This is a genomic window from Tessaracoccus luoxuelianae (assembly GCF_054483915.1).
In genome coordinates this window covers 2,694,524-2,716,165 of sequence record NZ_CM137013.1, presented here as the reverse complement: position 1 = coordinate 2,716,165, position 21,642 = coordinate 2,694,524, and the positions used below count along the sequence as shown (strand labels likewise).

Here is a 21,642-nt window from a genome sequence, read left to right as displayed (position 1 = left end):
GCTCAGGGCCGCGCCGGGGGCTGCGTGACGGAGTCCGCCCGGCTCGTGGCGACGTACTGCTTGAGGATAGCCAGATCCGGGGCGGTGAGTTGACCCTCGGCCTCCTGCACCAGCAGATCGACGTGGCGGTCGGCCCGGGCGGCCAGCTCGGGGTCCACCGCCGCCACCCGGATCCTGGCGGCGAGGTCCACCAACGACTCCAGCACGATGCGGGCGTTCAGCGCGTACGGGCGAAGGTGTTCGAAGGGCATATCGACGATCTCCGCGGCGCGCACAGGCCTCAGATACAGGCGCGGGGCCCCGTCGTCGTCGACGAGGATGGTGCCGGTGTCCGGCCGGGAGACGGCGGTCAGCACCCCGGCGGCCACCTCCTCGACGGCGTTGACCGCCGTGTAGGGGTCGTTGGTGCCGGGGGAGAGCGCCCGGACGGCGAGCTCCACCACCTGTTGCTCCGCGAACCGCAGGTCCTGTTCCGTCGTCCGGGAGGGGCCGACGTGCACGTGGTCGCGGATCCTGTGCTGTGCCACGTCGACGGCCTCCGCCGGCCACACCAGGGCCAAGGGCTCGTCCTCCATCACCTGGTCCCCGACCCGCTTGAGCAGCCGCACGGAGGTGGCGGTCTGGGTGAGGTCCTCGGCGAGGTCGCGGACGTCGATCCTGGTGAGGTAGCCGGACCGGCCGAGCGTCGCGACGCCGCCACCATCGCGGGGATGATCGAAGTGGTCGACGTGCTCGTCGTCGGGGTCGAGCCAGTTGTTCCTGACCGCGCGGCGGAAGTCGTCGCGGGCGCCCTTGACGAGGGCGTCGACCTGGACCGATCCGGCGATGTGATGAATGAACCAGACGAACAGGAAGACGTCCACCACGCCCAGGGCGATGGCGCCGTTGACAGCGATATGCGGCACGAAGGCGGAGCCGTCGTCGCTCTCGGAGCGGATGGTGCGCAACACCATCAGCGTGTAGACGAACGTGGCCACCAGCACCCCCAGGACCATCTGGTTGTTGCGGTCACGCATGAAGTTGCGCACCAGGCGCGGCCCGTACGTGGTGGAGGTGGTGCTGATCACCGAGATGGTGATGGAGAATGCTGTGCCCGCGACGCCGAGGAACGACGCGACCGCGGAGAGCAGCGCCCGTGCCCCGTCGACGCCGGTGTCGAACAGGAAGGCCTCCACCACGCCCGGGAGGGGGAGTTGCGCGCGATCGGCCCCCACGAGGAGTTGCGACGCGGCGATCGCCGCGGTGATGAACAGCGCGGGGATGAACCAGAACCGTTGCGGAATCTCTGTCAGCCAACTGCGGAATCTGCCCATGTCGGCAGGCTAGTGGAGGGCGCTCCGCCGTGGGAGAGGCCCGCGTCACGGGTCGGTCAGCGACGCCCTAGCTGAAGGCGGACCAGCCCACCATGAACAGCCCGCGCTGGGGCAACCAGAAGTCGCCCAGCGCCTGCTGCTCGGCAAGCGGGGCCGGGACGCCGAGAGAAACCCCGGCCAGCGTCGCTGACGAATCCTCAACCAGCCAGATGCGGCGCGGTCTGGCCACATAGCTCTGTCCATTGGGCGTCCCGCCGATCAGCGCCAGCCGGCCGGTGCGGAGGAAGGCGGAGGCGACCGCCCCCATCATCCGGGAGAACACCTCACCTCGCCACAGCGGATCGGGGAGGGCGTTGCAGGCGGCCGACATCGCCGTCGTCAGGGGAGTGGATCGCAGGGTGATCGTCCAATCGAGGTCCACGGGGTGACCCACATGGACCCGAAGGGTCGAGTCTCCGGTCCAGGCAATCGAGACAGCTGTTTCGAACTCCCCGTCCAGGGCGGCCCCGAAGTACCGGGGGCAGGACTGCTGAGGGGCGACGTTGGCGGCCATCGTCCAGGATCCGGCGGGATCCCTGATCCAGACAGCGTTGTACCCCGGCCCCACCGTCGAGACCGGAAAATGACGAAGGGCGAGGAGGTGCCCCGACGAGAAGGGCTGGCCGACCACGCCGAAACCCGCGAACCGTTCGTCGGTGCCGGCCGGCGGCCTGGCATCCTCAGCCTCAAGTGCGGCAGACCTGGGATCCATGCCTCACTCTACGTCCGGCTCAGGGCGGTTGACCAGAGAGCGACGGGCGTACGCTGGCCGCATGGGAGCGCGCATGTTTACCGCAGTCCTGCCGCCCGCCGGTGTCATCCGTCAGTTGGACACCCTGCTGGAGCCCAGACGCGACGCCGAACCGTCGCTGCGCTGGACCCGCCCCGAGGGGTGGCACATCACCACCTCGTTCATGGGCGAGGTGCCGGAGGAGAACCTCGAGCGGCTGGAGGAGAACCTGGCGGAGCTGGCGGCCCGGACGCGGCCGTTCGACGTGGAGCTCGTCGGCGGCATCGCTTTCCCCGATCCGGCCAGGTCCCGGGTGTTGGGCCTCGCGGCGGCCGCCCCGGACGACCGGTTGGCGTTGCTGTCTGCGAGTTGTCGGGCCGCGGCCAGCAGGGCGGGGGTCGCGGCGGACGGCGCCCGGTTCGTCGGACACCTGACCCTGGCCCGGCACAACCGCGGGCTGCTCGCCGTGCGTTGGCTCGAAGTGTTCGACTCCTTTCCCAGCTGGCGTTGGGTGGCCGACGAGTTGTGCCTGGTGGAGTCGCACCCGGGCGCGCGCTATGTGGTCGCGGAGAGGTTCCCGCTGGGCGGGAAGCCGACGGGTCCCCTAGACTGAACGGCGCCCCCGACAGGGCGAGCCGAAGTGGTGGAATTGGTAGACACGCAGGATTTAGGTTCCTGTGCCCTCGGGCGTGCGGGTTCAAGTCCCGTCTTCGGTACCGCGCAGGTGCGATGATCCCACCCGCCTTCAGCCTCGTCTCCGCCCAGTGCGATAGTGGGCGGGTTCCACTCCGCTCGTCTCACTGGAGGACCTCATGTTCGTCGCCACACCCGTCACCCCCGATGGCCACTCCGCACCGTCCTGGGGCAAGGCGCACTGGATCGGCGTCGCGGAGGTCACCGATGGCGAGGTCACGTCGTGGCGGATCGACGAGGTGGCCTGGGATATGTCCCACGACGCCGGCACCCACGGCTCGCACCACGCGCGCATCGTGCGCTTCCTCAAGGACCAGTCGATCAGCGCCGTCGTGGTGGATCACATGGGGGAGGGGATGGTGCGCGTCATGAACACGATGGGTATCCCCATCCTCTCGGCCACTCCTGGCGACGCCCGCGTCTCCATCCTGAAGGCTCTGGAGGCCGCCCGCACCACCGCTCCCTGAGGAGGGCCGCCCGCGAAGCATGGCCTGTCCCCTTCGCTCCCTGAGGAGGCGCGCCGCCGAAGGCGCGGGTGCCGTCTCGAAGGGTTGTGACTACCACCTTCACGCAGTTTTTGTGGTCGGGTGTGGTGAGCCGTGAGCCGTGAGCCGATGCCCATGCGGCCGTTGTCCATGTTCTTGAGGTCGTCACGGCCAGGGTTTGTGGTCGGGTTGTTGAGGCCGCCCGGGCGTCGTCTCCCGTCTCCCCGCACTCGCCCTGCTTGTGGCGTTGCCAGGTCCCGGGTGCGGCTCGGCAGCGCGGCGTCGGGGGTCGGGCCTGCTTGAGCGGGATGCCGGTTGGGCGATCCTCGGGTTGGGCACCGCTACGCAGTACCGCCCTGCCGTCCCCCACCCTGGCTCTCAGGGGAGGGTTCTCGACCTGAACATCAATCCCTGACTGAGTCCGCTGCCCTGCACTCGTGAGCGGGTCGTCGGGCCCTGGTGAACCAGCGGGCTGACCTCTAGCCGGCGGAAGCCCAGACGGCGGAGCTGCGGCCGATGAGTTCGTCGAGATCCGGCGCACGGCGCTCAGGCACGACCGGCGAGACCGAGTCAGGCAGGCCGGGGTCGGGTGGGCAGGGTGGTCCCGCGACGCGGGGTGCGAGTTGCTGTAGCCGGTGGCGTTGATGCTGCCTCGGCCTGCGCGCCGGGTCGATGTGCCGGGGTGGGGTGAACCACGGCAGCCCAGTGGCCGGATCCAGGTGGACCTGCCATTGGGATTCCTCGGATTGGCGCGGGTCCGGTTCGAGCAGGCGGTGATGGAATGGGTAGAGCAACACGCGGTTGGCAGCGAGTTGCTAGTCTGCCCTCATGGGCGAGCAAGTGACGGCGGCCGCGATCTACACCAGGATCAGTCAGGACCAGGACGGCACGGGGCTGGGGGTGGAGCGCCAACGGATCGACTGCCAGGGGTTGGCCGACCGGTTGGGGTGGCCGGTGTCGGAGGTGTACGCCGACAATGACATTTCCGCGCACAGCGGGAAGAAGCGCCCGGCGTATCGGCGCCTGGTCGAGGACATCCGCGCCGGGCGGCGTGACGCGGTGGTGATCTATCACATGGACCGGTTGACCAGGCGGCCGATCGAGCTTGAGGAGTTCGTGTCGGTGTGTCAGGCCGCGGAGATGCAGGTGGAGTTCGTGACCGGTGACGCTGACTTGACGACTGGTGACGGGCTCATGATGCTGCGAGTGATGGCTGCCTTCGCCGCCGGCGAATCTGACGCAAAGTCCAGGCGCCTCAAGCGCAAGAACCTGGAGCTCGCCGAGAAGGGGTTGCCGTCGATGGGCGGGACGAACCGGCCGTTCGGCTACCAGGTGGATCGGGTGACTGTGGACGAGTTCGAGGCCGGTGTGATCCGTGACCTGGTGGCGCGGTATCTGGCGGGCGAGTCGTGGCGGTCCTTAGCAGATTGGACGCAGCGCGAGGGGATCAAGACCCCCACCGGCAGGGACTGGGCATCGACGGGGCTGAGGACCATGCTGCTGTCGGCGAGGCTGGCAGGGTTGCGGGCCCACGGCGGGCAGATCGTGGGTCCGGCGGTGTGGGAGGCGATCATCACCCCGGAGCAGCGAGACGCGATGTTGGCCAGGGTCCAGGCCGGGAAGGCCACCGGCCGCCGGACACCGCGCAGCTATCTGCTGTCGGGAATGCTGCGCTGTCACAAGTGCGGAGGGAAGCTGTTCGCGGCCGCACGACAGGAACGGCGCCGCTATGTGTGTATGTCTGGCCCGGATCACGGCGGCTGTGGGGGGACGATGATCGCGGCGGGACCGGTGGAGGAGCTGGTCAGCCGGGGGGTGCTGGGCAGGTTGGCGAGCCCGGCGCTGTTCGACGCGATCGCCGGACGAGCCCGCGCCACCATCGACGCCGACAAGATCGCCGCCGAGGTCAACCAGGACGCCGCCCAGCTGCAGGAGCTGGCAGAGATGTACGCCAGCCGTGAGATCACCGCCCCCGAGTGGCGCAAGGCCCGAGAGGTCATCGAGCAACGCATCAACACGGGACGAAGGCAGCTGGCCCAAGCGGCCCGCGTCGATGCGCTGGACTTCCTCGACCTGAACCGAAGCCAGGACCTCGAAGCGCAGTTCGCAGGGTTGGACCTATCCCGCCAGACCCAGATCGTGGCCGCCGTGATGGACCATGCCGTCATCGGCCCCGGCCGCCCAGGAGCCCGCAGCGTGGACCACAACCGAGTGACCGCCGTCTGGAGGCTCTGACACGGGCGGCCGCCCCGGAGGGCCCGCGCAGAAGCGCTGCGGCCCTCCCGGGGCTGCCCGGCCCGTCAGCAGTACCGCCACATCGGCCACCACGCCGGCATCAGTGACCAGCACCGGCACCCCCTGAGCATCACACGAGGCCTGCACCCAGGCGGCCACCACATCAGCAGCGAACCGCGGCATCAGAGGCCCCATTGCAGCCACAGCGCCGGAGCACCGCGCCAATCATCGACCTCATCGGAGGACCACGCCAGGGTGAACCGCTCCCCGACAATCTCACAGGCCTGGGCCACGACCTCAGAAGCAGTGTTACCCGAGACCCGCACCACGTCAGGATTAAAGCCCTGCGCCCAGTCGTAGCGATGCAACCCGAAGGGGCGTTGTGAGCGCAATACCGGCGGACAACCCCGCGAGCCCGGCGCCCCGCCTCCAACGCTGCCCGCTCAGGATCGGCCGCAGCACCTTTCACCCCCACCGAGCGGCGGACCAGGGACGGCACGAAACAGCCGCCAGCCTCACCGGCCCCGGGATACACATTCAGCGTCCACCGAGCAGGGACCTGCCCAGCCAACCGCGCCACCGGATCGTCATCCACGACCACAGCCCGAAACCCTCCGTCAGAGCCAACAGGAACTGCTGGCCCCTGACCACAGGGAGACGCCACAACGTCAAGAACTCAGAGGGTGAGAGGCTCAGCGTTCCCGGGCTCGCCCCGGGAAGGGCCTCTCAAATTGGTGGCTATAAGCGGGAGCACTGGCCTACCGGTGCCGCTCGACCCCTCCAGGCGGGCCTGTCATCTCAAATCTCACCCACGGTCCTGGAGAGCAACCGATGCGGGGATGACATTCAAAACACCATCCGTGTAACTCTCTGCCAAGGGGATGGGCCCGTGCTCGGTCCCTGCGCGCCCCCAAACATCGCTCCGCGATGCCCGGGGACCCCTAAGCGCGCTCCAAGGGGGAAGGGACCGAGGCCCGACCACGGCCCCACCCCACCCCACAACCCAGAGAGTTATGTTGCTAGTTGGACTGAAGCGGCCCGCCTGCGGCGTGCCACCGGGGACCGCCCGGGAGTAGCGGAAATCCAGTATGCAACGCTCACGCGCCAGAAGCCACAGCTTGAGGCCGAGTCGATGGCCACGGCCAACGATAGGATGCCGGACATGGCACTTCATTCTCAGCGCAAGCGGCGAGCCGAACGTGACTCCCGCGAAGCTGCTGGCGAACAGCTCTGGACAGACAAGGTCCCCCGAGCGGCCCGGATTTCGATTAGCACGGTGTGGGAAATGATCGAACGGGACGCCACATGGCTCGATATTCCTGCCGACGTGTCGAAGATCTTGCGAATCAATGGCATTCCGGCAGGTGCTAACGTCTACAGCGGCCAACTACTTAAGATGGACACCACGGACGATCTTGCGCTCGACCTGATCGGTGCTGTGTGCGAGACCCTCACCTCGTCCAATTCTCACCACAATCTCGCGGTCGTCTTCGAGGAGACAGTGAACGAGGCATTCGAGGATCACCGTGTTGGATACCGAGTGGTTGACGCTGAAGTCGTGCCTATTGAGTCCGACGAACTGCACCGGAAAGTAGTGGTTCCCACCTTACGCCTGTTGGTTGGCGTCCAATTCGAGAAGGCGCACACCGCATATCTGGACGCTCTGCGAGAACTCGCCTCCGACCCGGCTAACGCCATCACCGATGCAGGGACAGCCCTCCAGGAAACCCTCACAGCACTCGGTTGCCAAGGAAACGCACTAGGGCCACTGATTAAGGACGCTTCAAAGAGAGGGCTGCTGCAGAGGCACGACTCGCTATTGACGGAAGGGCTGATGAAGTTCCTGAATTGGGCATCTGCTAATCGGAGCGAGGCGGGGGATAGCCACCACGTGAGCGATGCCACCAGGCATGATGCCTGGATGATGATCCACATTGTCGGAACACTAATCCTGCGGCTGGTACGCAGCAATCCCAGTTCTTGGGAACTTCAGGAAGCGCATTGAGGCGGGGGACGCCAACTGCTCTTGACCTCCCATAGCTGGGAAAACCCCCGGTCCCCAAGGCGGCTCGGGGGGAATGGCCAACTAGCTAGTTCAAGTCAAGTCCTGGCTGGCCCTCTGGTTCGCTTAACGCTGGGTCGTTGACAGCCCACCACACGGGGGGCCATTGGGGGCTCTTCGTACCTGAGCGTGGGGTCAGATGCTTAGACCGCCGCCGATGAGGAGCATTCTGAGGCGGTAGTTGTCGGGGTCGCGGAACCCTCTGGCGACGCGGCGGGCGAGTTCGATCAACCCGTTGATGCTCTCGGTTCCGCCATTGTTGGCACCGCCGGTGGTGAAGTAGCCCAGGAACGCGTCGCGCCACTGGTTCAGCGTCCGGCCGAGGCGGGCGATCTCCGGGATCGGACACGACGGGAACGTGGCGAGGATCTTCTCCGCGACCCTGCGCCCGTCGGCGTGACAGGACTGGTGATAGACCGAGCGGAGCTGTTGGGCGCAGTGCCAGGCGACCTCGACTTCGACGTGGCGGTCGTCGGCTGTGAACGCGGTCTCGAGGCGGGTCTTCTGTCGGTCGGTGAGGTGTTCCTGCCCGGCGCGCAGCAGGTTGCGGATCCGATACAGCGGATCGTCTCGGCGACCGCGGTGGCCGTGGATGTCCTGCTGGACCCGGCGACGGACCTCATCGACCGCGGCCGTCCCGAGCTTGACTACGTGGAACGCATCGAGCACCGCAACGGCGTCCTCCAACTGGTCGTCGATGGCGTTCTTGTAGCCGTGGAACGGGTCCAGGGTGGCGATCGCGATCCCTTTCCGGAACGTGTCCCCGCGGTCACGCGGCCAGATCCTTTTCAGGCTCTTCGTACCTGAGCGTGGGGTCAGATGCTTAGACCGCCGCCGATGAGGAGCATTCTGAGGCGGTAGTTGTCGGGGTCGCGGAACCCTCTGGCGACGCGGCGGGCGAGTTCGATCAACCCGTTGATGCTCTCGGTTCCGCCATTGTTGGCACCGCCGGTGGTGAAGTAGCCCAGGAACGCGTCGCGCCACTGGTTCAGCGTCCGGCCGAGGCGGGCGATCTCCGGGATCGGACACGACGGGAACGTGGCGAGGATCTTCTCCGCGACCCTGCGCCCGTCGGCGTGACAGGACTGGTGATAGACCGAGCGGAGCTGTTGGGCGCAGTGCCAGGCGACCTCGACTTCGACGTGGCGGTCGTCGGCTGTGAACGCGGTCTCGAGGCGGGTCTTCTGTCGGTCGGTGAGGTGTTCCTGCCCGGCGCGCAGCAGGTTGCGGATCCGATACAGCGGATCGTCTCGGCGACCGCGGTGGCCGTGGATGTCCTGCTGGACCCGGCGACGGACCTCATCGACCGCGGCCGTCCCGAGCTTGACTACGTGGAACGCATCGAGCACCGCAACGGCGTCCTCCAACTGGTCGTCGATGGCGTTCTTGTAGCCGTGGAACGGGTCCAGGGTGGCGATCGCGATCCCTTTCCGGAACGTGTCCCCGCGGTCACGCAGCCAGGTCTTGTAGGCCTCACCCGAGCGGCCCGGGACCAGATCGAGGAGCCGGGCCCGGACGCGTCCCTCCTTGTCGCGGGTGAGATCGACCATGCCGGTGAACTCCTTCGGCCCGCGCCCGCCCTGGTCGACGGGCTTGGTGGAGACGTGATGCCAAATGTGTTCGTCGACGCCCAGCGAGGTGACGCCGGCGAAGCGGGCCTCGTCGTCGGCGGCGGCTTCAAGGATCGGCTTGACGGCTCGCCACAGCGTCCTCCAGGTGCAGCCGAGCTGCCGGGCCATCCCCTGGACCGAGGCGTTCTCCCGTCGCAGCTGCCCGATCGCCCACGACGTGGCGCGGCTGGTGAGCAGCGCTCTGGGTCGCGCGATGTCGGGGTTCTGTTCCGTGAATGAGTTCACCGGACACATCGGATCGGGACAGAGCCAGCGTCGTTTCCGCCACCACAACCGCACCGGTGCCGTGAAGCACGGCGCGTCGATCAGCTTCACCTTCTGCCTGCCATGGGCATGCGCGATCACGCCGCAGGCGGGGCAGCCCATCACCTCCGGTCGGACGGATTCGACCTCAACCCTGAGCCCAGCGTCGTCGCGCTGGACGCCGATCACGTGGAGCCCGGGCAGGCCCAGCAGAAGGTCGCAGCGCTGGCAGTAGCCGCCGGAGGCACGGCAGCAGGAAGTAGAATCAGGCATCGTCGAGGTCCTTGAAGATCAGGTGGTGTGGTAACCCCGATTCTTGAGGGCCTCGACCCCCTTCACCCCGCCGACACGCCCACCATCGGATCCACGCTCACCCCACGCTCAAGTAAGAAGAGCCCCATTGGGGAAGAGGTGGCGCCATTCCGACATGGTTCACCAGACGCCATTTGCTGCCATTCAGGCTCATAAGAAAGGTCAGCGACTGGGGCACCATGGCTGCTGTGGGTACGTAGTACCCGCCGGTATTCCCAATCGGCGCCAGAATCACGACTTCCATTCCCGGCAGGAGACTGCGCCGAGCGCTACCTGCCCCCATCAGGCCGAAGGCCCGCCACGTATCCTGGAACTGTTGCGATTCGGACTGGACGAAGTTGGACCAGTGGGGATCGGATACTCGATCCTTCAGGATGGCCGCGAGTTTGGCGTCGAGTTCCGCCACGCCCTGGAGTCCGAGCTCAACCTGACCACCCCACAACCACGAGCGAAGCCGGCATTCCAGCCAAAGAGGGTCCATTTCGTCTAGCGCGTGTTCAAAGAAGCCACCTTGGAGCTTTTCGAATACTTCCAGCGCGGCTGTAGCGACTCCGGTGGCTCCAAATTGCGGTGAGCTGGCGTTGACCGAAAGGGCCGCAACCCTGCCAGCCACCTGTTCGCTAGCCGTGCCGCTCTGTAGTGGCACGGCCCCGGGTGGCAAGTCCTGGTCGGGACTTATTGCGCGATTGGTAGTCATCCCAAGGATGCTGATCAGGAACAACCCAGTCACAGCACCCGTCGCGATAGACCACCAATTGAATCCGTTCTGATTTAGGTCCAATGTCCAGAGTCCGAAGACGACAACAACCAAGGTGGCGAATACAACCGTTCCCCAAGGGATGGGCTTCTTCTTAGCCCCTATCGGCGCCCCGGAAAGCTTGGCGACGTCCAGTAGGATCTTCCCGCTCAACCATGCAGACGCTTCGGTGTGGTCCCTAAGGAGAGAGTTCTTATTCAACTCATCGATTAGCTCAAGATCGCCCTTGATGTGTTCTCGTAGTGAACTCTGACGCGCGCCGAACTTGAACACGGCAAATGCCGATGCGGCCAGCGTGCCCAGGGTCTTTAATAGCCCAGACCAGTCGAACGCCAGCACGGCCTGCAAGAAGGAGTCCCAAGTCACGCAGTCCAAGTTATCGCCAAGCGCAACATCCGCGCACGACGAGCCGGGTGTTGAGGAGGGCAGCTTAACACCTTGTAATGTTGGCCAGGCACGTTGCACCGCCCTGCCACCACGGAACGATGTGATGCGCCTCACAGCCCGCTGGGGTAGCAGCACAGCCGGGGAACACACACCCCCGGTCCCGCTGCACGAGCGCGGCGCGGAGGGCGGGGGTGAACAGGCGATGCGCCCGCCCCACGTCCAGCGGCCGCGACGCGGTGCCCAGCACCATCGGGATCAGGCGCGCGTCGCAGGCCAACCGGCGGGCTTCCCCCGCCGACAAACCATCGACCCCGCCCGCTCCGAGGACGCTGACCTCACCCAAGCCGGATTTGAGGGTGTCGAAGTTGAGGGTGATGTGGACCTGGGGCCGGTCCACCCCATGCGAGGGCAGGGTGCCGCCACTGGCGGCGTGCTGGGTGAGGAGTACGAGGGCGTCGGCGCGGCGGGCATCCCTGCTGGGGGTCTCGCCGGTGGTGCCGTAGGTGGAGGCCGCGGGCATCAGGGCGTCGAGTTGCGCGGTGAGGAGGGCGGCGTCGGCGACGGGGAGTTGTCCGGTGATCCGCATCGACCCGTGGAAGTCCGGCGCGAGGTGCAGGAACCTATCCCGCCGCGCGGCGGCCTCTTCCCGGGCGAGGCGTGTGGCGTCGTCGGCATCCGACCCGTGGGGGTCGATCACCTCCACCAGTCGCGCTGCCAGGGTGCGTAACTCTGTGGGCCGAGGGTGTCGACATGCGCGAGGATCAGTTCCTGGCATTCGATCAGCTGGGCGCGGGTCAGGCGCGCCGGGAGTTTCCTGAGCCCGGCGACGATCGCCTCAGCTTGCGCCACGGAGACCACGCCCTCGTTGAGGGCGGCGCCGATCAGCGGGAACCGGTCCCCCAAATCCTGCGCGAGGCGCAGTGTCGCGGTGGCTTGGGCGGGGGTGGTGCGCACCGACTGCCGCACACCGTCGATCACCGCGTCCGCGGCCGAGAGCTTGGCCTCGTGGAGCAGGTGCAGACGCAGCCCGGCCAGTTGGGCTTCGGCCTCACTGATGGAGTCCATCAGCCCGGCCAGGCGTTGCATCGCGATCTCGTCTGCCCCGATGGATGCGGCGGCGTCCCACAGGGCGGCGATGTATCGCTGCCCCAGATCTGCCACCGTCTCGCTCATGTGAACAATTCTGTCACCCGCCACCGACAGAAACGGGCCCAGAACCCCGCCCCTGCAGAAAGAAATTCAGGCAATTTCTGGTTGTCTCTGGGAGCATGCCGCGTAGGTCGAGGCCAGGAAGTGACATGCCTTGTCAACCGACAGTTGAGTCGGTTCGAGAGCATCCGTGGTTCCCGATGTGAACACTTGGTCGGGGCCTGCTCGACGGTCGGGTTGGCTTCGACGCGGGCTGCGCCGCTACGCGGCTCGGCCCTGCTCACCCAGCTGTCGGAATGGGGCGGGTTGGCCACGACGGAGGTTGCGCCCTCCGCGGGCAAGTTCGAGCACGGAGGGTCCCGCGCCTGACAGGTAAGGGTGGGGGACTGCAGGGCGGCACTGCGCAGCGGTGCCCAACCCGACGATCACCCAGCTGGCATCCCGCCCAAGCAGACCCAACCCCGACGCCGCCCTGCCGGCCCGCACCCGGGCCAGGCACGCCACCCCAGACCGAGTGCGGGGAGACGGGAGACGATGCCCGGGCGGCCTCAACACCCCAGCCACCAACCAGACCAGCAGTCGACAACGGGACTCTGGACAACGGCCGCCCGGACATCGACTCACGGCTCACCGCACCCGGCCATGAGATTCGCACGAAGGTGGTAGTCACGACCCTTCGAGACGGGCCTCGCCGCTCCGCGGGCGGCCCTCCTCAGGGAGCGGGAGTCGACCTGCCACGTCGCTTCGCGGGCGGCCCGCCTCAGGGAGCGGGAGTCGACCTGCCACGCCGCTTCCGCGGGCGGCCCTCCTCAGGGAGCGGGAGTCGACCTGCCACGCCGCTCCTTAAGCGGAGCTGCTCAGGGGAAGTCGTTGCGGGCTCGGATGATGAGGTCCACCATGTGTGAGCCGCCGCTCGCACCATTGGTGGAGGCGTTCTGCCAACTCTGGTCGGCCACCACTCGGGGCCACGGCTCACCCTCCCACCACCCGAACATGGGCCCGCCGGACTGGCCCGGGATCACGTCGGCCTGGTGCATGATGGCCTGCGCCGTCTCCGGCTGGGAGTCGTGCCCGTCGAGGCTGAAGTCCCCGACGAAGCATGGGCGGCTGCCGCCGGCGATGTCCTGCGGGTAGCCGATGTGGCTCCAGTAGTTGCCGCCGTCCCACGAGTCCGAGTAGGTGCGCGAGCCCATCCACCCGGTCAGGTCACCCATCCGCCGGTCGAGCACAACCACCACGTAGTCGTGCCGTTCCTCCGTGCCCTCGATGGTGGGCCCGAACACCTGCTCCTGCCAGTAGATGTGGATCCCCCATGCCGTGCCGAACGGGGTGCTGCCGTCGAAGAAGCTGGGCATGAACTTGATCCAGCCGGCCACGTGCGGGTCCGGGTTGACGATCCAGCCGATGGCGTGGCTGCAGGTCAGGAGGTGGCGGGGGCCCACCATCGCCCCCGACGCCCAGCCGCCGTTGGACGTCTCCACCCTTCCGGCGGTGCACCACGGGAAGCCGGTGTCGCTGAAGTCGTAGCGGTTGTCGGTGCCGAAGACGGTAGTGGCCCACTTCGCGTCCGGGTCATCGAGGCTGGGGATGCGGCCCTTGAGTCGACGGCGCAGCCTTCGGTCCAGCTTCTCCGGCTTCACCCGGAGATCCAGGTGGTCAGGCAGGAAACCGACCACCGCGTCGGAGTGCTCCTCCTCCGTGAACAACCGTCGTCGAGAGGAGAGTTTGGTGCTGTCCACGCCGGGTCCGAACGAGTGGAAGCCGATGGCCTTGCGAGGGATGGTCAGGTCCACGCGGAAGGTCTTGTCGTCGCTGAGCGCAACCACAGGCTCGACCACCTCGACGTGGCGCACCTCCGGGATGGGTTCGCGGCCGGTGAGGAACAGGGTCTCGGTCACGCCCTCATCGGGCGGTGATGTGAGGGCCTCGCGGGCCTGGACGGCGCGTTCGAGGCGCTCATAGCGGATCGGTTCGGAGCTCATGGTCATCTCCCTCGTCTGGGACCGCCGTGCCAGCGGTCACACCCGTGAAGAGGCGCGCAACAGCCGTCCTGATACGCGAGCTATCCCATCCAGCGCTCGCCGGCTGGCGCCGCTGTCAGGCTCCCCCCGGAGATCGTTGCCAGCACCGCCGCGAAGTCGGACTCGCCGCCGGCCTGCACCGCGACCGTGATGTGTGCGCGGTCGGTCCACTCCACCCCGTCGACCACCACGGTCAGGCCGGACGGCAGGATCAGCCCCCGTAGCTGGTTCTCGTAGGCGCCGGCCTCGGCGTAGTCCACGTCGACCCTGAGCAGGCGGCTCAGCCGCACCTCGCGGATGCCCACCGCCTCCACGGCCGCGGCGACGGCGTCGGAGTACGCCCGCACAAGTCCTCCGGCGCCCAGCTTGATGCCGCCGAAGTAGCGGGTCACCACCGCGACAACGTCGGTCAGCGCGTTCTTCTGCAGCACCTGCAGCATCGGCAGCCCGGCGGTGCCGGCGGGCTCGCCGTCGTCAGAGCTGCGGGCGGTGCGCCCATCCACCCCCAGAACGAACGCGGAACAGTGGTGGCGGGCGTCAAAATGTGCCGATCGCCGTTCCTCGACGACGGCGCGGGCGGCGTTTTCAGTGGACACCCTGCGGAGCCGGGTGAGGAACCGCGACCGCCTGATCTCGAGTTCGACGTCGACGCCACCGCCCTGCGAGACGTCGATGGTGCGGAACGAGGTCTCAGACACCCAGCTCGCGCCGCAGCTTGGCCACGTGGCCCGTGGCCTTCACGTTGTACTGCGCCACGCGCACGATGCCCTCGCCGGCGTCGTCGACGTCGATGACGAAGGTGGAGCGGAGCACGCCCTCGATCTCCTTGCCGTACAACTTGCGAGGGCCGTAGGCGCCGTACAGGTTGTGCACCGCCTTGCCCGGATCCGCAAGGAGGGTGAAGCCCACTTCAGAGGTCTGCTTGAACTTGGCTAGGCGTTCCACCGGGTCCGGCGAGCAGCCGAGCACCGTGTAGCCGGCTTCGGTGAACTCCTCCAGTGACTCGGAGAAGTCCACGGCCTGCGTGGTGCATCCGGGCGTCATCGCCGCGGGGTAGAAGTAGAGGATCACAGTGCCGCCGGCGTGATCTGCCAGGGAGACGCTCGCGCCGTCCTGATCAGGGAGGGTGAAGGCGGGGGCGGCGGAGCCGGTGGTCAGGCGTGCGGTCATGCGCCACATTCTAGGGCCCCCAACCACGGGCTGGTTTCGTTGAATAGGCTGGGGGCAGTCAGTTGAGGAGAACCGCATGTCTAATGGCTCACGATCCGTCGATGAGATCCGCGCAGACCTGGCCGCGGCGCGCGCGAAGCTCGCTCAGGCCACGTCGGATGCGGTGGAGTCCGTCAAGCCGCAGAACATCGCCCGGGCTGGGGTGGACCAGGCCAAGCAGTTCGCCAAGGCCGAGTTCGACGCTGTGGCCGCCCAGGTTCGCGACGATGAGGGCGGCTGGCGCACCGACCGACTGATCGCCATCGGTGGGGCGGTGCTCGGGCTGGTGGTGTTCGTGGTGACCATCAACACCATCGCCAACCGTCGCACCTCCCTTGAGGCGCGCACCCGGCGGGCCCTCACCCGCTGATCACGCAGCCGGCAGTAGCTCGGCGATCAGCTCCTCCACGCGACGGCGGATGTCGTCGCGGATGGGGCGCACGGACTCCACGCCCTTCCCGGCAGGGTCCTCCAGGACCCAGTCCTCATAGCGCTTGCCCGGGTAGAAGGGGCAGGTGTCGCCGCAGCCCATGGTGACCACCACGTCGGAGACCTGCACGGCCTCCGTGGTGAGGATCTTGGGGCTCTCGGCCGAGATGTCGATCCCCTCCTCGGCCATCGCCTCGACGGCGGCCGGGTTGATGCTGTCGGCGGGGGCCGAGCCGGCTGAGAGGACGTCGATCCTTCCCTGGCCGAGGTGGCGCAGATAGCCGGCGGCCATCTGGGAGCGGCCGGCGTTGTGGATGCAGACGAAGAGGACACTGGGCTTGTCGGTCATGGGGTCAGGGGCCTTTCAGGTGGTGGGGATGCCGAGCTCGACGAGCAGGCCTTGAAGCTTGGCGGAGATCTGGTCGCGGATGGGGCGGACGTCGTCGGGTGACTGGCCCGCCGGGTCCGGGAGCTCCCAGTCCAGGTAGCGCTTCCCGGGGTAGATGGGGCACGAATCGCCGCAGCCCATGGTGACGACGACGTCGGCGGCGCGCACCACGTCGTCGGTGAGGGGCTTCGGGAACGCCTGACCAAGCTCGAGGCCGATCTCGGCGAGGGACTCGATCACGGCTGGGTTGATCTCGGAGGCAGGCAGCGAGCCGGCGGAGCGCACGTGCACCCGGCCGGGGGCCATCGCGGTGAGGAGCGCGGCGGCCATCTGGGAGCGGCCCGCGTTGTGGGTGCAGACGAACAGCACCTCGGGGACCGTCTTGGCGATGTGGCCCTGCGACTGCGCCAGAGCAGTCAGCCGCTCCTGGGCGAAGCGGACGGCCAGCACCGGCACGAAGGTCTTGATCCGTGCCGTGCGGTACAGCGTCTGGAAGGACTCGTGGACGTAGCGGTCCACGGTCTCGCGGGCGAAGGTGCCGGTGAAGCGGTAGGTGAGCTCGTCGACGCCGCGGGCCAGGACATGCTCGACGGTTCCTGCCGAGGGCAGCTCGAGGTGAGCGGATTCGTGGACCTCGGGCGCCGGCCCCTTGCTGAAGGAGCCCAGCGCCTGGGCGACCTCATCCAGCTTGGTGGGCACCACGCGGTAGAAGACCCACGTGCCCTCCTTGCGGCGGGTGAGGAGCCCGGCCTCGAACAGCACCTTGAGGTGGTGGGAGACGGTGGGCTGGGCCAGGTCGATTGAGCCGGTGAAGTCGCAGACGCAGGCCTCGCCGCGCGGGTCGGCGGCGATCATGGCCACCATGCGCAGGCGTGCGGGGTCTGACAGTGCCTTGAGGGCGGTGGTGAGCTCGGAGGCGCGCTCCGGGCTGAGCGGATCAGGTAGGTCTACCTGCTCACAAATTGACATAGATAAATAGTGACATGCGTCGATACAAGGTGCAATGTGCTGGGTCCGCGAGGCGATGGGCGCACAGGAGTGGCTACCTGATGTCGCTCGCGATTCGATGATGAGTCCGGCGCTGACCAGATCGAAGAGGGGCCCCGTGGGGCACAAACGCCACGTGGCCCCCGCCCCGAAGGGCGAGGGCCACGTGGCTACGACGTTGGTACACCGCCAGGGACTTGAACCCTGAACCCGCTGATTAAGAGTCAGCTGCTCTGCCAGTTGAGCTAGCGGTGCGCGCGAGGACCAACTGTAGACGCTACCTTCCGGCGAAGTCCAATCGGCGGGCCGGCTCTGACCGGGTGACGCTCAGGGTGCCGCTTGGATGAGCTCCAGGAGCGCCGGCTCCAGGTTGCGTCCGTTCTTCGACACGTCCGACACCTGAACGGCCACCGCCCCCTGCCACTCGATGGCCAACGAGTCGGCCAGAATGCCGCGGGCGGAGGTCAGCCTGAGATCGGGGTGGGCCCGGTAGTCGATGCTGATCGCGGTGCTTTGATCGTCGGGTTCCCGGATGATGCGGAGAAACCGGTCCGTCAACACGATTGCCGCCGGCTCGAGCGTCAGCGACTTGTCCACCGGCACCTGGCCGACGCACACCAGGATGGCGGTCTCCCCGCCGTCGAGGAAGTAAGGCAGCGTTCTCAGGAGTTCGCGGTTCATCGTCACTTCGCCCTCGGTCAGCCCGACGGCGGCCTGCTGTACCCCATGGCTTCCGGGTAGCGCGGCAGCTGGCGCGTCCACGTCCACCGCCTGATCCTCGTTGCCCGGCCCCCAGTTGCCCATGTGAACTCCTTCGCCCGCAGGTTCGCTCATGGTAGCGCCGCATAAATCGGGAGGCGGGACGTTGTTTGCCACTCAGAGGAAGTGGGTACGTCCCCTCCAGGGGCAACGCTCCGACCAGAGAGAACCACGGGAGGATGACCATGGATCTGTACGCAGTGGACAAGTCGGCTCGAGAGCTCGCAGGGGAGAAGGGCGGGTTCCCCGCCCAGGAGCAGCAACCCCCGGGCCTGACCCCACCGATGGACCCGTACCCCGATCACGGCGAGGAGTCGTGGGTGGGCCGCGACCGCCTTGCCGGCCTCAAGGCGCTCATCACCGGAGGAGACTCGGGCATTGGGCGTGCCGTGGCCATCGCCTACGCCCGTGAAGGCGCCGACGTCGCCATCAATTACCTCGCCGAGGAGCAGTCCGATGCCGACGAGACCCGGACGTGGGTGGAGAAGGCGGGCCGGACCTGCGTGCTCCTGCCCGGCGACCTGACCGACGAGGCCGTCGCGCGCGGAATCGTCGACGACGCGGCCTCCGCGCTCGGCGGCCTTGACATCGTCGTCAACAACGCAGGCTTCCAGTGGGCCCGCCGCGAGAACGGGTTGGCCGATGTGACCACCGACGAGATGGACCGCGTGTTCAAGACCAACCTGTATGCGCTGTTCTGGGTGACCCAACAGGCACTCAAGTACCTGGGCAGGGGTTCCAGCATCATCAACGTGAGCTCCATCCAGGCCTACGATCCGTCGGAATCGCTCATCGACTACGCGGCCACGAAGGCCGCGATCAACAACTTCAGCGTCAACCTGGCCGCCGACCTGGGCCCGAAGGGCATCAGGGTCAACGCGGTGGCGCCCGGGCCCATCTGGACGCCGCTGCAGCCGGCCACGAAGCCGGGGGAGGGCATGCCCACGTTCGGCGGAAACACCCCGCTGGGCCGCGCGGGCCAGCCGTCGGAGCTCGCCGGCGCCTTCGTGTTCCTCGCCAGCCCGGCCGAGGCGTCCTACGTCAGCGGCACCGTGATCGGGGTCACCGGCGGGCGTCCGGTCTTCTGAGCGCATCAAGCCCCGCCCGGTGGGTGGGGGTACCGAACACCGCTTCCCCAGCCGATCTCCCAGCCTGCGGAGTCGTCGAAGTAGTCGGCAGAGGCGAGAGGCAGGCGTCCGGCCTCCTCGACGCGGCTCAGCAGCCCGGCGAACCACTCGACGTAGGCAGGATCGTCGTGCGTGGCGGCGAGCCCCGGCCACTGATCGAGGATGAGCTCGGCCACCTCCTCGGGGCTGGTGGCGAGGGTGACCTCTCCGTCGGCGAATCCCGTCAGGTCGCCGGTGGTGTAGCGGAGCACCTCGCGTGGCGGGCGATCCGCACCGGGATCCGTCGCGGTGAGGGTGGCGCGCCAGTGCATGCCCGAGGGGCTGATGCTCGGCCAGACCCGGATGCGGTGATGGCCGCGCTCGTGCAGCGCGCGCACCCCCCGGAGGATGCGCAGCGGCGTCCCCGCCGCGAGCGCCTGCCGGACCTCCTCCAGCGTGCTCTGGGCGGGCGTCACGATCCTCACCTCGTCGACCCGGGTCGACGTCGACGCGATGCTCTCGACGGCCGCGGCCACGGCGTCGCTCAGCGGCCAGCCGTACACCCCTGCGCTGATGAGCGGGAACGCCACGCTGCGGGCGCCCAGCTCGTCGGCCACGCCCAGCGCGCGGCGGTAGCAGGATTCGAGCAGCGCACGGTCCCGCTGGCCCGCGGCGTGATTGGGGCCGACGGTGTGGATCACCCAGCGGGCCGGCAGGTCGCCGCCTGTGGTCCATCCCGCGTCTCCTGTGGCGAGCCCGGTCGGGAACCGGGCGATGCAGTCGCGGAGGATCGCGGGGCCGCCGGCTCGATGGATGGCGCCGTCGACGCCCCCGCCTCCGCGCATCCGGTTGTTGGCGGCGTTGACGATCGCGTCCACGCTCTGTTCGGTGATGTCGCCCTTCACGGCAGTGATCGCGGTCATGATCCCAGTGTGGCCCGAAGCTCACTCCGTCAACCGCGGATGGCTACGATTGGAGGTGGTTTCCACCGCTCATCGGAGCAGAGATGTACGTCATCGAGACGCAGAAGTTGACCAAATCCTACGGCAGCGCCCGCGGCATCGTTGATGTCGACATGTCGGTGCTGGACGGCGAGATCTACGGCTTCATCGGGCCCAACGGGGCCGGCAAGTCCACCACCATCAGAACCCTGCTCGGCCTGATCCACCCCACCAGCGGCTCCGCGACCGTGTTCGGGAAGGACATCACCGAATTCGGTCCCGAGATCCGGCAGGAGGTCGGATACCTGCCCTCTGAGGTCTTCTACTACGACGACATGCGGGCCATCGACCTCCTGAAGTACTCGGCGAGCTTCTACGCCAAAGATCGCAAGGCCACCGAGGTGAGGATCCGGGAGCTCGCCGAGATGTTCGATCTGGACCTGAAGAAGAAGATCGACGACCTGTCCTACGGCAACAAGAAGAAGGTCGGGATCATCCAGGGCTTGGCCCACGAGCCGAAGCTGATCATCCTCGACGAGCCCACCGGCGGCCTGGATCCGCTCATCCAGCAGCAGTTCTTCCACCGGCTGAGGGAGGAGAACCAGAGGGGCGCCACCATCCTGTTCTCCTCGCACATCCTGGGGGAGGTGCAGCGACTCTGTGACCGGGTGGCCATCATCAAGGAGGGCTCGATCATCAAGGTCGAGGAGATCAGGACGCTTCTCGAGAACCAGACCAAGCGTTTCCGGGTGGAGCTGACCGGGCCGCCGGACCCGTCGCGCTTCCGGATCGACGGCGTGAGCGACCTTGTGGTGACCAACCACTCTGCGAGTTTCCTCTACCGCGGCCGGATCAACGAGGTCACACGGATGCTCGCCGAGCAGGACCTCGTCGACCTCCTCGTCGAAGAACCGGACCTGGAGGAGATCTTCCTGCACTACTACCAGAGGGGGGACGAGCGGTGAACGTCTTCCTGAGGGAGCTGAGGGCCCACGGCAGGTCGACGCTCAGCTGGGTGCTGTCCCTCTCCGGGATCCTGGTGGCGTTCATGGCGCTGTATCCCACGTTCACCCGTGACGTCGAGGTGATGAGTGAGGTGTTCGGGCAGTTCCCGGAGGTCGTGCTCGACGCGCTGAACATCTCGGTGGAGACCTTCTTCAGCATCTACGGCTTCTTCGGCTACCTGCTCAGCTTCGCGATCCTCGCCGGATCCATCCAGGCGATGAACCTCGGGACCGGGATCATCTCGAAGGAAACCTCGGGAAAGACGGCGGACTTCCTGTTGTCGAAGCCGATCACCAGGTCCCGCGTGGTCACCGCCAAGCTCGGCGCGGCTCTGGCGCTGCTCATCCTCACCAATCTCGTCTTCGCGGCGGTCGCCTTCACCGTCGGCTCTGTCCTGTCCGAAGAGGGCTTCTCGGCTCGGACCTTCCTTCTCATGGCGTCCACCCTGTTCCTGGTGCAGTTGTTCTTCCTAGCCCTCGGGACGCTGTTCGCCGTCACGATTCCCCGGATCAAGTCGGTGGTCGCGGTGTCTCTGCCCACTGTCTTCGCGTTCTACATCGTCGGCGTGGTGGGAGACGTCCTGGCCAACGACGAAGCCTGGTTCCTGACGCCGTTCAAGTACTTTGAGACCGGGCACATCATCGCCAACTCGAGCCTGGAAACCGCGCCCCTCGTCGTCCTGGCTGCCTTCGTCGTCGTCACGATCGCACTGAGCTACCTGATCTACGTACGCAAAGACGTGCGGGCGTCGGCGTAGGAGA

General features: G+C 67.3%; 21 protein-coding genes, 2 tRNA genes and 1 pseudogene. 9 read left to right on the top strand and 15 right to left on the bottom strand.

Annotated elements, in window-relative coordinates; genetic code table 11:
* Positions 1-2: 2 nt before the first annotated feature.
* Together ACX1D1_RS12450 and ACX1D1_RS12445 are read right to left on the bottom strand one after the other, a co-directional pair.
* Positions 3-1,313, bottom strand: a complete 1,311-nt coding sequence (locus tag ACX1D1_RS12450; protein ID WP_459054759.1) for a DUF2254 domain-containing protein — start codon at positions 1,311-1,313, stop codon at positions 3-5.
* Positions 1,314-1,380: 67 nt separating this feature from the next.
* Positions 1,381-2,064, bottom strand: a complete 684-nt coding sequence (locus tag ACX1D1_RS12445) for a hypothetical protein (protein ID WP_459054758.1) — start codon at positions 2,062-2,064, stop codon at positions 1,381-1,383.
* Between the two features lie 73 nt (positions 2,065-2,137).
* Between ACX1D1_RS12445 and thpR the strand changes: the two genes are divergently transcribed.
* The 5 genes from thpR (at position 2,138) to ACX1D1_RS12420 (ending at position 7,500) form a co-directional block, all read left to right on the top strand.
* A complete protein-coding gene (thpR, locus tag ACX1D1_RS12440; protein WP_459054757.1) occupies positions 2,138-2,695 on the top strand; it encodes an RNA 2',3'-cyclic phosphodiesterase in 558 nt (185 codons plus the stop codon).
* 21 nt (positions 2,696-2,716) lie between these two features.
* Positions 2,717-2,798: transfer RNA gene (locus ACX1D1_RS12435), tRNA-Leu, on the top strand.
* 96 nt (positions 2,799-2,894) lie between these two features.
* Positions 2,895-3,242: a NifB/NifX family molybdenum-iron cluster-binding protein gene (locus tag ACX1D1_RS12430; RefSeq protein WP_459054756.1), complete on the top strand. Its 348-nt coding sequence runs from the start codon at positions 2,895-2,897 to the stop codon at positions 3,240-3,242.
* Between the two features lie 846 nt (positions 3,243-4,088).
* On the top strand, positions 4,089-5,495 hold the full coding sequence (locus ACX1D1_RS12425; RefSeq protein WP_459054755.1) for a recombinase family protein: 1,407 nt from the start codon (positions 4,089-4,091) through the stop codon (positions 5,493-5,495).
* A gap of 1,162 nt (positions 5,496-6,657) precedes the next feature.
* Entirely contained in the window at positions 6,658-7,500 is an 843-nt protein-coding gene (locus ACX1D1_RS12420) for a hypothetical protein (RefSeq protein WP_459054754.1), read from the top strand.
* Positions 7,501-7,692: 192 nt separating this feature from the next.
* Here ACX1D1_RS12420 and ACX1D1_RS12415 read toward each other — a convergent pair whose 3' ends face one another.
* The 8 genes from ACX1D1_RS12415 to ACX1D1_RS12380 form a co-directional block, all read right to left on the bottom strand.
* On the bottom strand, positions 7,693-8,286 hold the full coding sequence (locus tag ACX1D1_RS12415; RefSeq protein WP_459056585.1) for a transposase: 594 nt from the start codon (positions 8,284-8,286) through the stop codon (positions 7,693-7,695).
* Between the two features lie 86 nt (positions 8,287-8,372).
* Positions 8,373-9,704, bottom strand: a complete 1,332-nt coding sequence (locus ACX1D1_RS12410; RefSeq protein WP_459054753.1) for an ISL3 family transposase — start codon at positions 9,702-9,704, stop codon at positions 8,373-8,375.
* Positions 9,705-9,801: 97 nt separating this feature from the next.
* Positions 9,802-10,866 (bottom strand): hypothetical protein, encoded by a 1,065-nt coding sequence (locus tag ACX1D1_RS12405; protein WP_459054752.1) that lies wholly within the window; start codon positions 10,864-10,866, stop codon positions 9,802-9,804.
* A gap of 64 nt (positions 10,867-10,930) precedes the next feature.
* A complete protein-coding gene (locus ACX1D1_RS12400) occupies positions 10,931-11,584 on the bottom strand; it encodes an HNH endonuclease signature motif containing protein (RefSeq protein WP_459054751.1) in 654 nt (217 codons plus the stop codon).
* The gene (locus tag ACX1D1_RS12395) at positions 11,581-12,060 is read right to left on the bottom strand and encodes a DUF222 domain-containing protein (protein WP_459054750.1); all 480 of its coding nucleotides are present in this window, start codon (positions 12,058-12,060) and stop codon (positions 11,581-11,583) included. Before ACX1D1_RS12395 ends, ACX1D1_RS12400 begins: the two co-directional genes overlap by 4 nt.
* Positions 12,061-12,893: 833 nt before the next feature.
* The gene (locus ACX1D1_RS12390) at positions 12,894-14,018 is read right to left on the bottom strand and encodes a trypsin-like serine peptidase (protein WP_459054749.1); all 1,125 of its coding nucleotides are present in this window, start codon (positions 14,016-14,018) and stop codon (positions 12,894-12,896) included.
* An 80-nt stretch (positions 14,019-14,098) separates the two neighbouring features.
* Positions 14,099-14,755, bottom strand: coding sequence for an IMPACT family protein (locus tag ACX1D1_RS12385; protein ID WP_459054748.1), 657 nt, complete (start codon positions 14,753-14,755; stop codon positions 14,099-14,101).
* Complete coding sequence (locus tag ACX1D1_RS12380; RefSeq protein ID WP_182783577.1) at positions 14,748-15,227, bottom strand: peroxiredoxin; 480 nt, start codon at positions 15,225-15,227, stop codon at positions 14,748-14,750. Before ACX1D1_RS12380 ends, ACX1D1_RS12385 begins: the two co-directional genes overlap by 8 nt.
* Positions 15,228-15,303: 76 nt before the next feature.
* On the opposite strand from ACX1D1_RS12380, the gene ACX1D1_RS12375 reads away from it, so the two are divergent.
* Positions 15,304-15,636 carry a DUF3618 domain-containing protein gene (locus ACX1D1_RS12375; RefSeq protein WP_182783579.1) on the top strand — a complete coding sequence of 111 codons (333 nt, stop codon included), beginning with the start codon at positions 15,304-15,306 and terminating at the stop codon, positions 15,634-15,636.
* Here the strand turns inward: ACX1D1_RS12375 and ACX1D1_RS12370 are convergent, their stop codons facing one another.
* From ACX1D1_RS12370 to ACX1D1_RS12355, 4 genes are all read right to left on the bottom strand, one after another.
* A complete protein-coding gene (locus ACX1D1_RS12370) occupies positions 15,637-16,044 on the bottom strand; it encodes an arsenate reductase ArsC (protein WP_182783581.1) in 408 nt (135 codons plus the stop codon). It lies immediately after the preceding gene.
* A 15-nt stretch (positions 16,045-16,059) separates the two neighbouring features.
* Positions 16,060-17,052 (bottom strand): metalloregulator ArsR/SmtB family transcription factor, encoded by a 993-nt coding sequence (locus ACX1D1_RS12365; RefSeq protein ID WP_459054747.1) that lies wholly within the window; start codon positions 17,050-17,052, stop codon positions 16,060-16,062.
* A 197-nt stretch (positions 17,053-17,249) separates the two neighbouring features.
* Positions 17,250-17,325 (bottom strand) — tRNA-Lys (locus tag ACX1D1_RS12360).
* Between the two features lie 72 nt (positions 17,326-17,397).
* Positions 17,398-17,874: a hypothetical protein gene (locus ACX1D1_RS12355; RefSeq protein WP_459054746.1), complete on the bottom strand. Its 477-nt coding sequence runs from the start codon at positions 17,872-17,874 to the stop codon at positions 17,398-17,400.
* Between the two features lie 140 nt (positions 17,875-18,014).
* Here ACX1D1_RS12355 and ACX1D1_RS12350 point away from each other — a divergent pair, with 140 nt between their 5' ends.
* Entirely contained in the window at positions 18,015-18,917 is a 903-nt protein-coding gene (locus ACX1D1_RS12350) for an SDR family oxidoreductase (protein ID WP_459054745.1), read from the top strand.
* A gap of 491 nt (positions 18,918-19,408) precedes the next feature.
* Here ACX1D1_RS12350 and ACX1D1_RS12345 read toward each other — a convergent pair.
* Positions 19,409-19,858: pseudogene (locus tag ACX1D1_RS12345) on the bottom strand (O-acetyl-ADP-ribose deacetylase); the annotation flags it as partial.
* A gap of 83 nt (positions 19,859-19,941) precedes the next feature.
* Between ACX1D1_RS12345 and ACX1D1_RS12340 the strand changes: the two are divergent.
* Both ACX1D1_RS12340 and ACX1D1_RS12335 read left to right on the top strand, forming a co-directional pair.
* Complete coding sequence (locus ACX1D1_RS12340; RefSeq protein WP_459054744.1) at positions 19,942-20,841, top strand: ABC transporter ATP-binding protein; 900 nt, start codon at positions 19,942-19,944, stop codon at positions 20,839-20,841.
* A complete protein-coding gene (locus tag ACX1D1_RS12335; protein WP_459054743.1) occupies positions 20,838-21,638 on the top strand; it encodes an ABC transporter permease subunit in 801 nt (266 codons plus the stop codon). Before ACX1D1_RS12340 ends, ACX1D1_RS12335 begins: the two co-directional genes overlap by 4 nt.
* Positions 21,639-21,642 lie beyond the last annotated feature (4 nt).

Coding starts and splice junctions, on each gene's coding strand:
- ACX1D1_RS12450 (WP_459054759.1), bottom strand. CDS start 1,313: ATGGGCAGATTCCGCAGTTGGCTGACAGAGATTCCGCAACGGTTCTGG.
- ACX1D1_RS12445 (WP_459054758.1), bottom strand. CDS start 2,064: ATGGATCCCAGGTCTGCCGCACTTGAGGCTGAGGATGCCAGGCCGCCG.
- thpR (WP_459054757.1), top strand. CDS start 2,138: ATGTTTACCGCAGTCCTGCCGCCCGCCGGTGTCATCCGTCAGTTGGAC.
- ACX1D1_RS12430 (WP_459054756.1), top strand. CDS start 2,895: ATGTTCGTCGCCACACCCGTCACCCCCGATGGCCACTCCGCACCGTCC.
- ACX1D1_RS12425 (WP_459054755.1), top strand. CDS start 4,089: ATGGGCGAGCAAGTGACGGCGGCCGCGATCTACACCAGGATCAGTCAG.
- ACX1D1_RS12420 (WP_459054754.1), top strand. CDS start 6,658: ATGGCACTTCATTCTCAGCGCAAGCGGCGAGCCGAACGTGACTCCCGC.
- ACX1D1_RS12410 (WP_459054753.1), bottom strand. CDS start 9,704: ATGCCTGATTCTACTTCCTGCTGCCGTGCCTCCGGCGGCTACTGCCAG.
- ACX1D1_RS12395 (WP_459054750.1), bottom strand. CDS start 12,060: ATGAGCGAGACGGTGGCAGATCTGGGGCAGCGATACATCGCCGCCCTG.
- ACX1D1_RS12390 (WP_459054749.1), bottom strand. CDS start 14,018: ATGAGCTCCGAACCGATCCGCTATGAGCGCCTCGAACGCGCCGTCCAG.
- ACX1D1_RS12380 (WP_182783577.1), bottom strand. CDS start 15,227: ATGACCGCACGCCTGACCACCGGCTCCGCCGCCCCCGCCTTCACCCTC.
- ACX1D1_RS12375 (WP_182783579.1), top strand. CDS start 15,304: ATGTCTAATGGCTCACGATCCGTCGATGAGATCCGCGCAGACCTGGCC.
- ACX1D1_RS12370 (WP_182783581.1), bottom strand. CDS start 16,044: ATGACCGACAAGCCCAGTGTCCTCTTCGTCTGCATCCACAACGCCGGC.
- ACX1D1_RS12365 (WP_459054747.1), bottom strand. CDS start 17,052: ATGTCAATTTGTGAGCAGGTAGACCTACCTGATCCGCTCAGCCCGGAG.
- ACX1D1_RS12355 (WP_459054746.1), bottom strand. CDS start 17,874: ATGGGCAACTGGGGGCCGGGCAACGAGGATCAGGCGGTGGACGTGGAC.
- ACX1D1_RS12350 (WP_459054745.1), top strand. CDS start 18,015: ATGGATCTGTACGCAGTGGACAAGTCGGCTCGAGAGCTCGCAGGGGAG.
- ACX1D1_RS12340 (WP_459054744.1), top strand. CDS start 19,942: ATGTACGTCATCGAGACGCAGAAGTTGACCAAATCCTACGGCAGCGCC.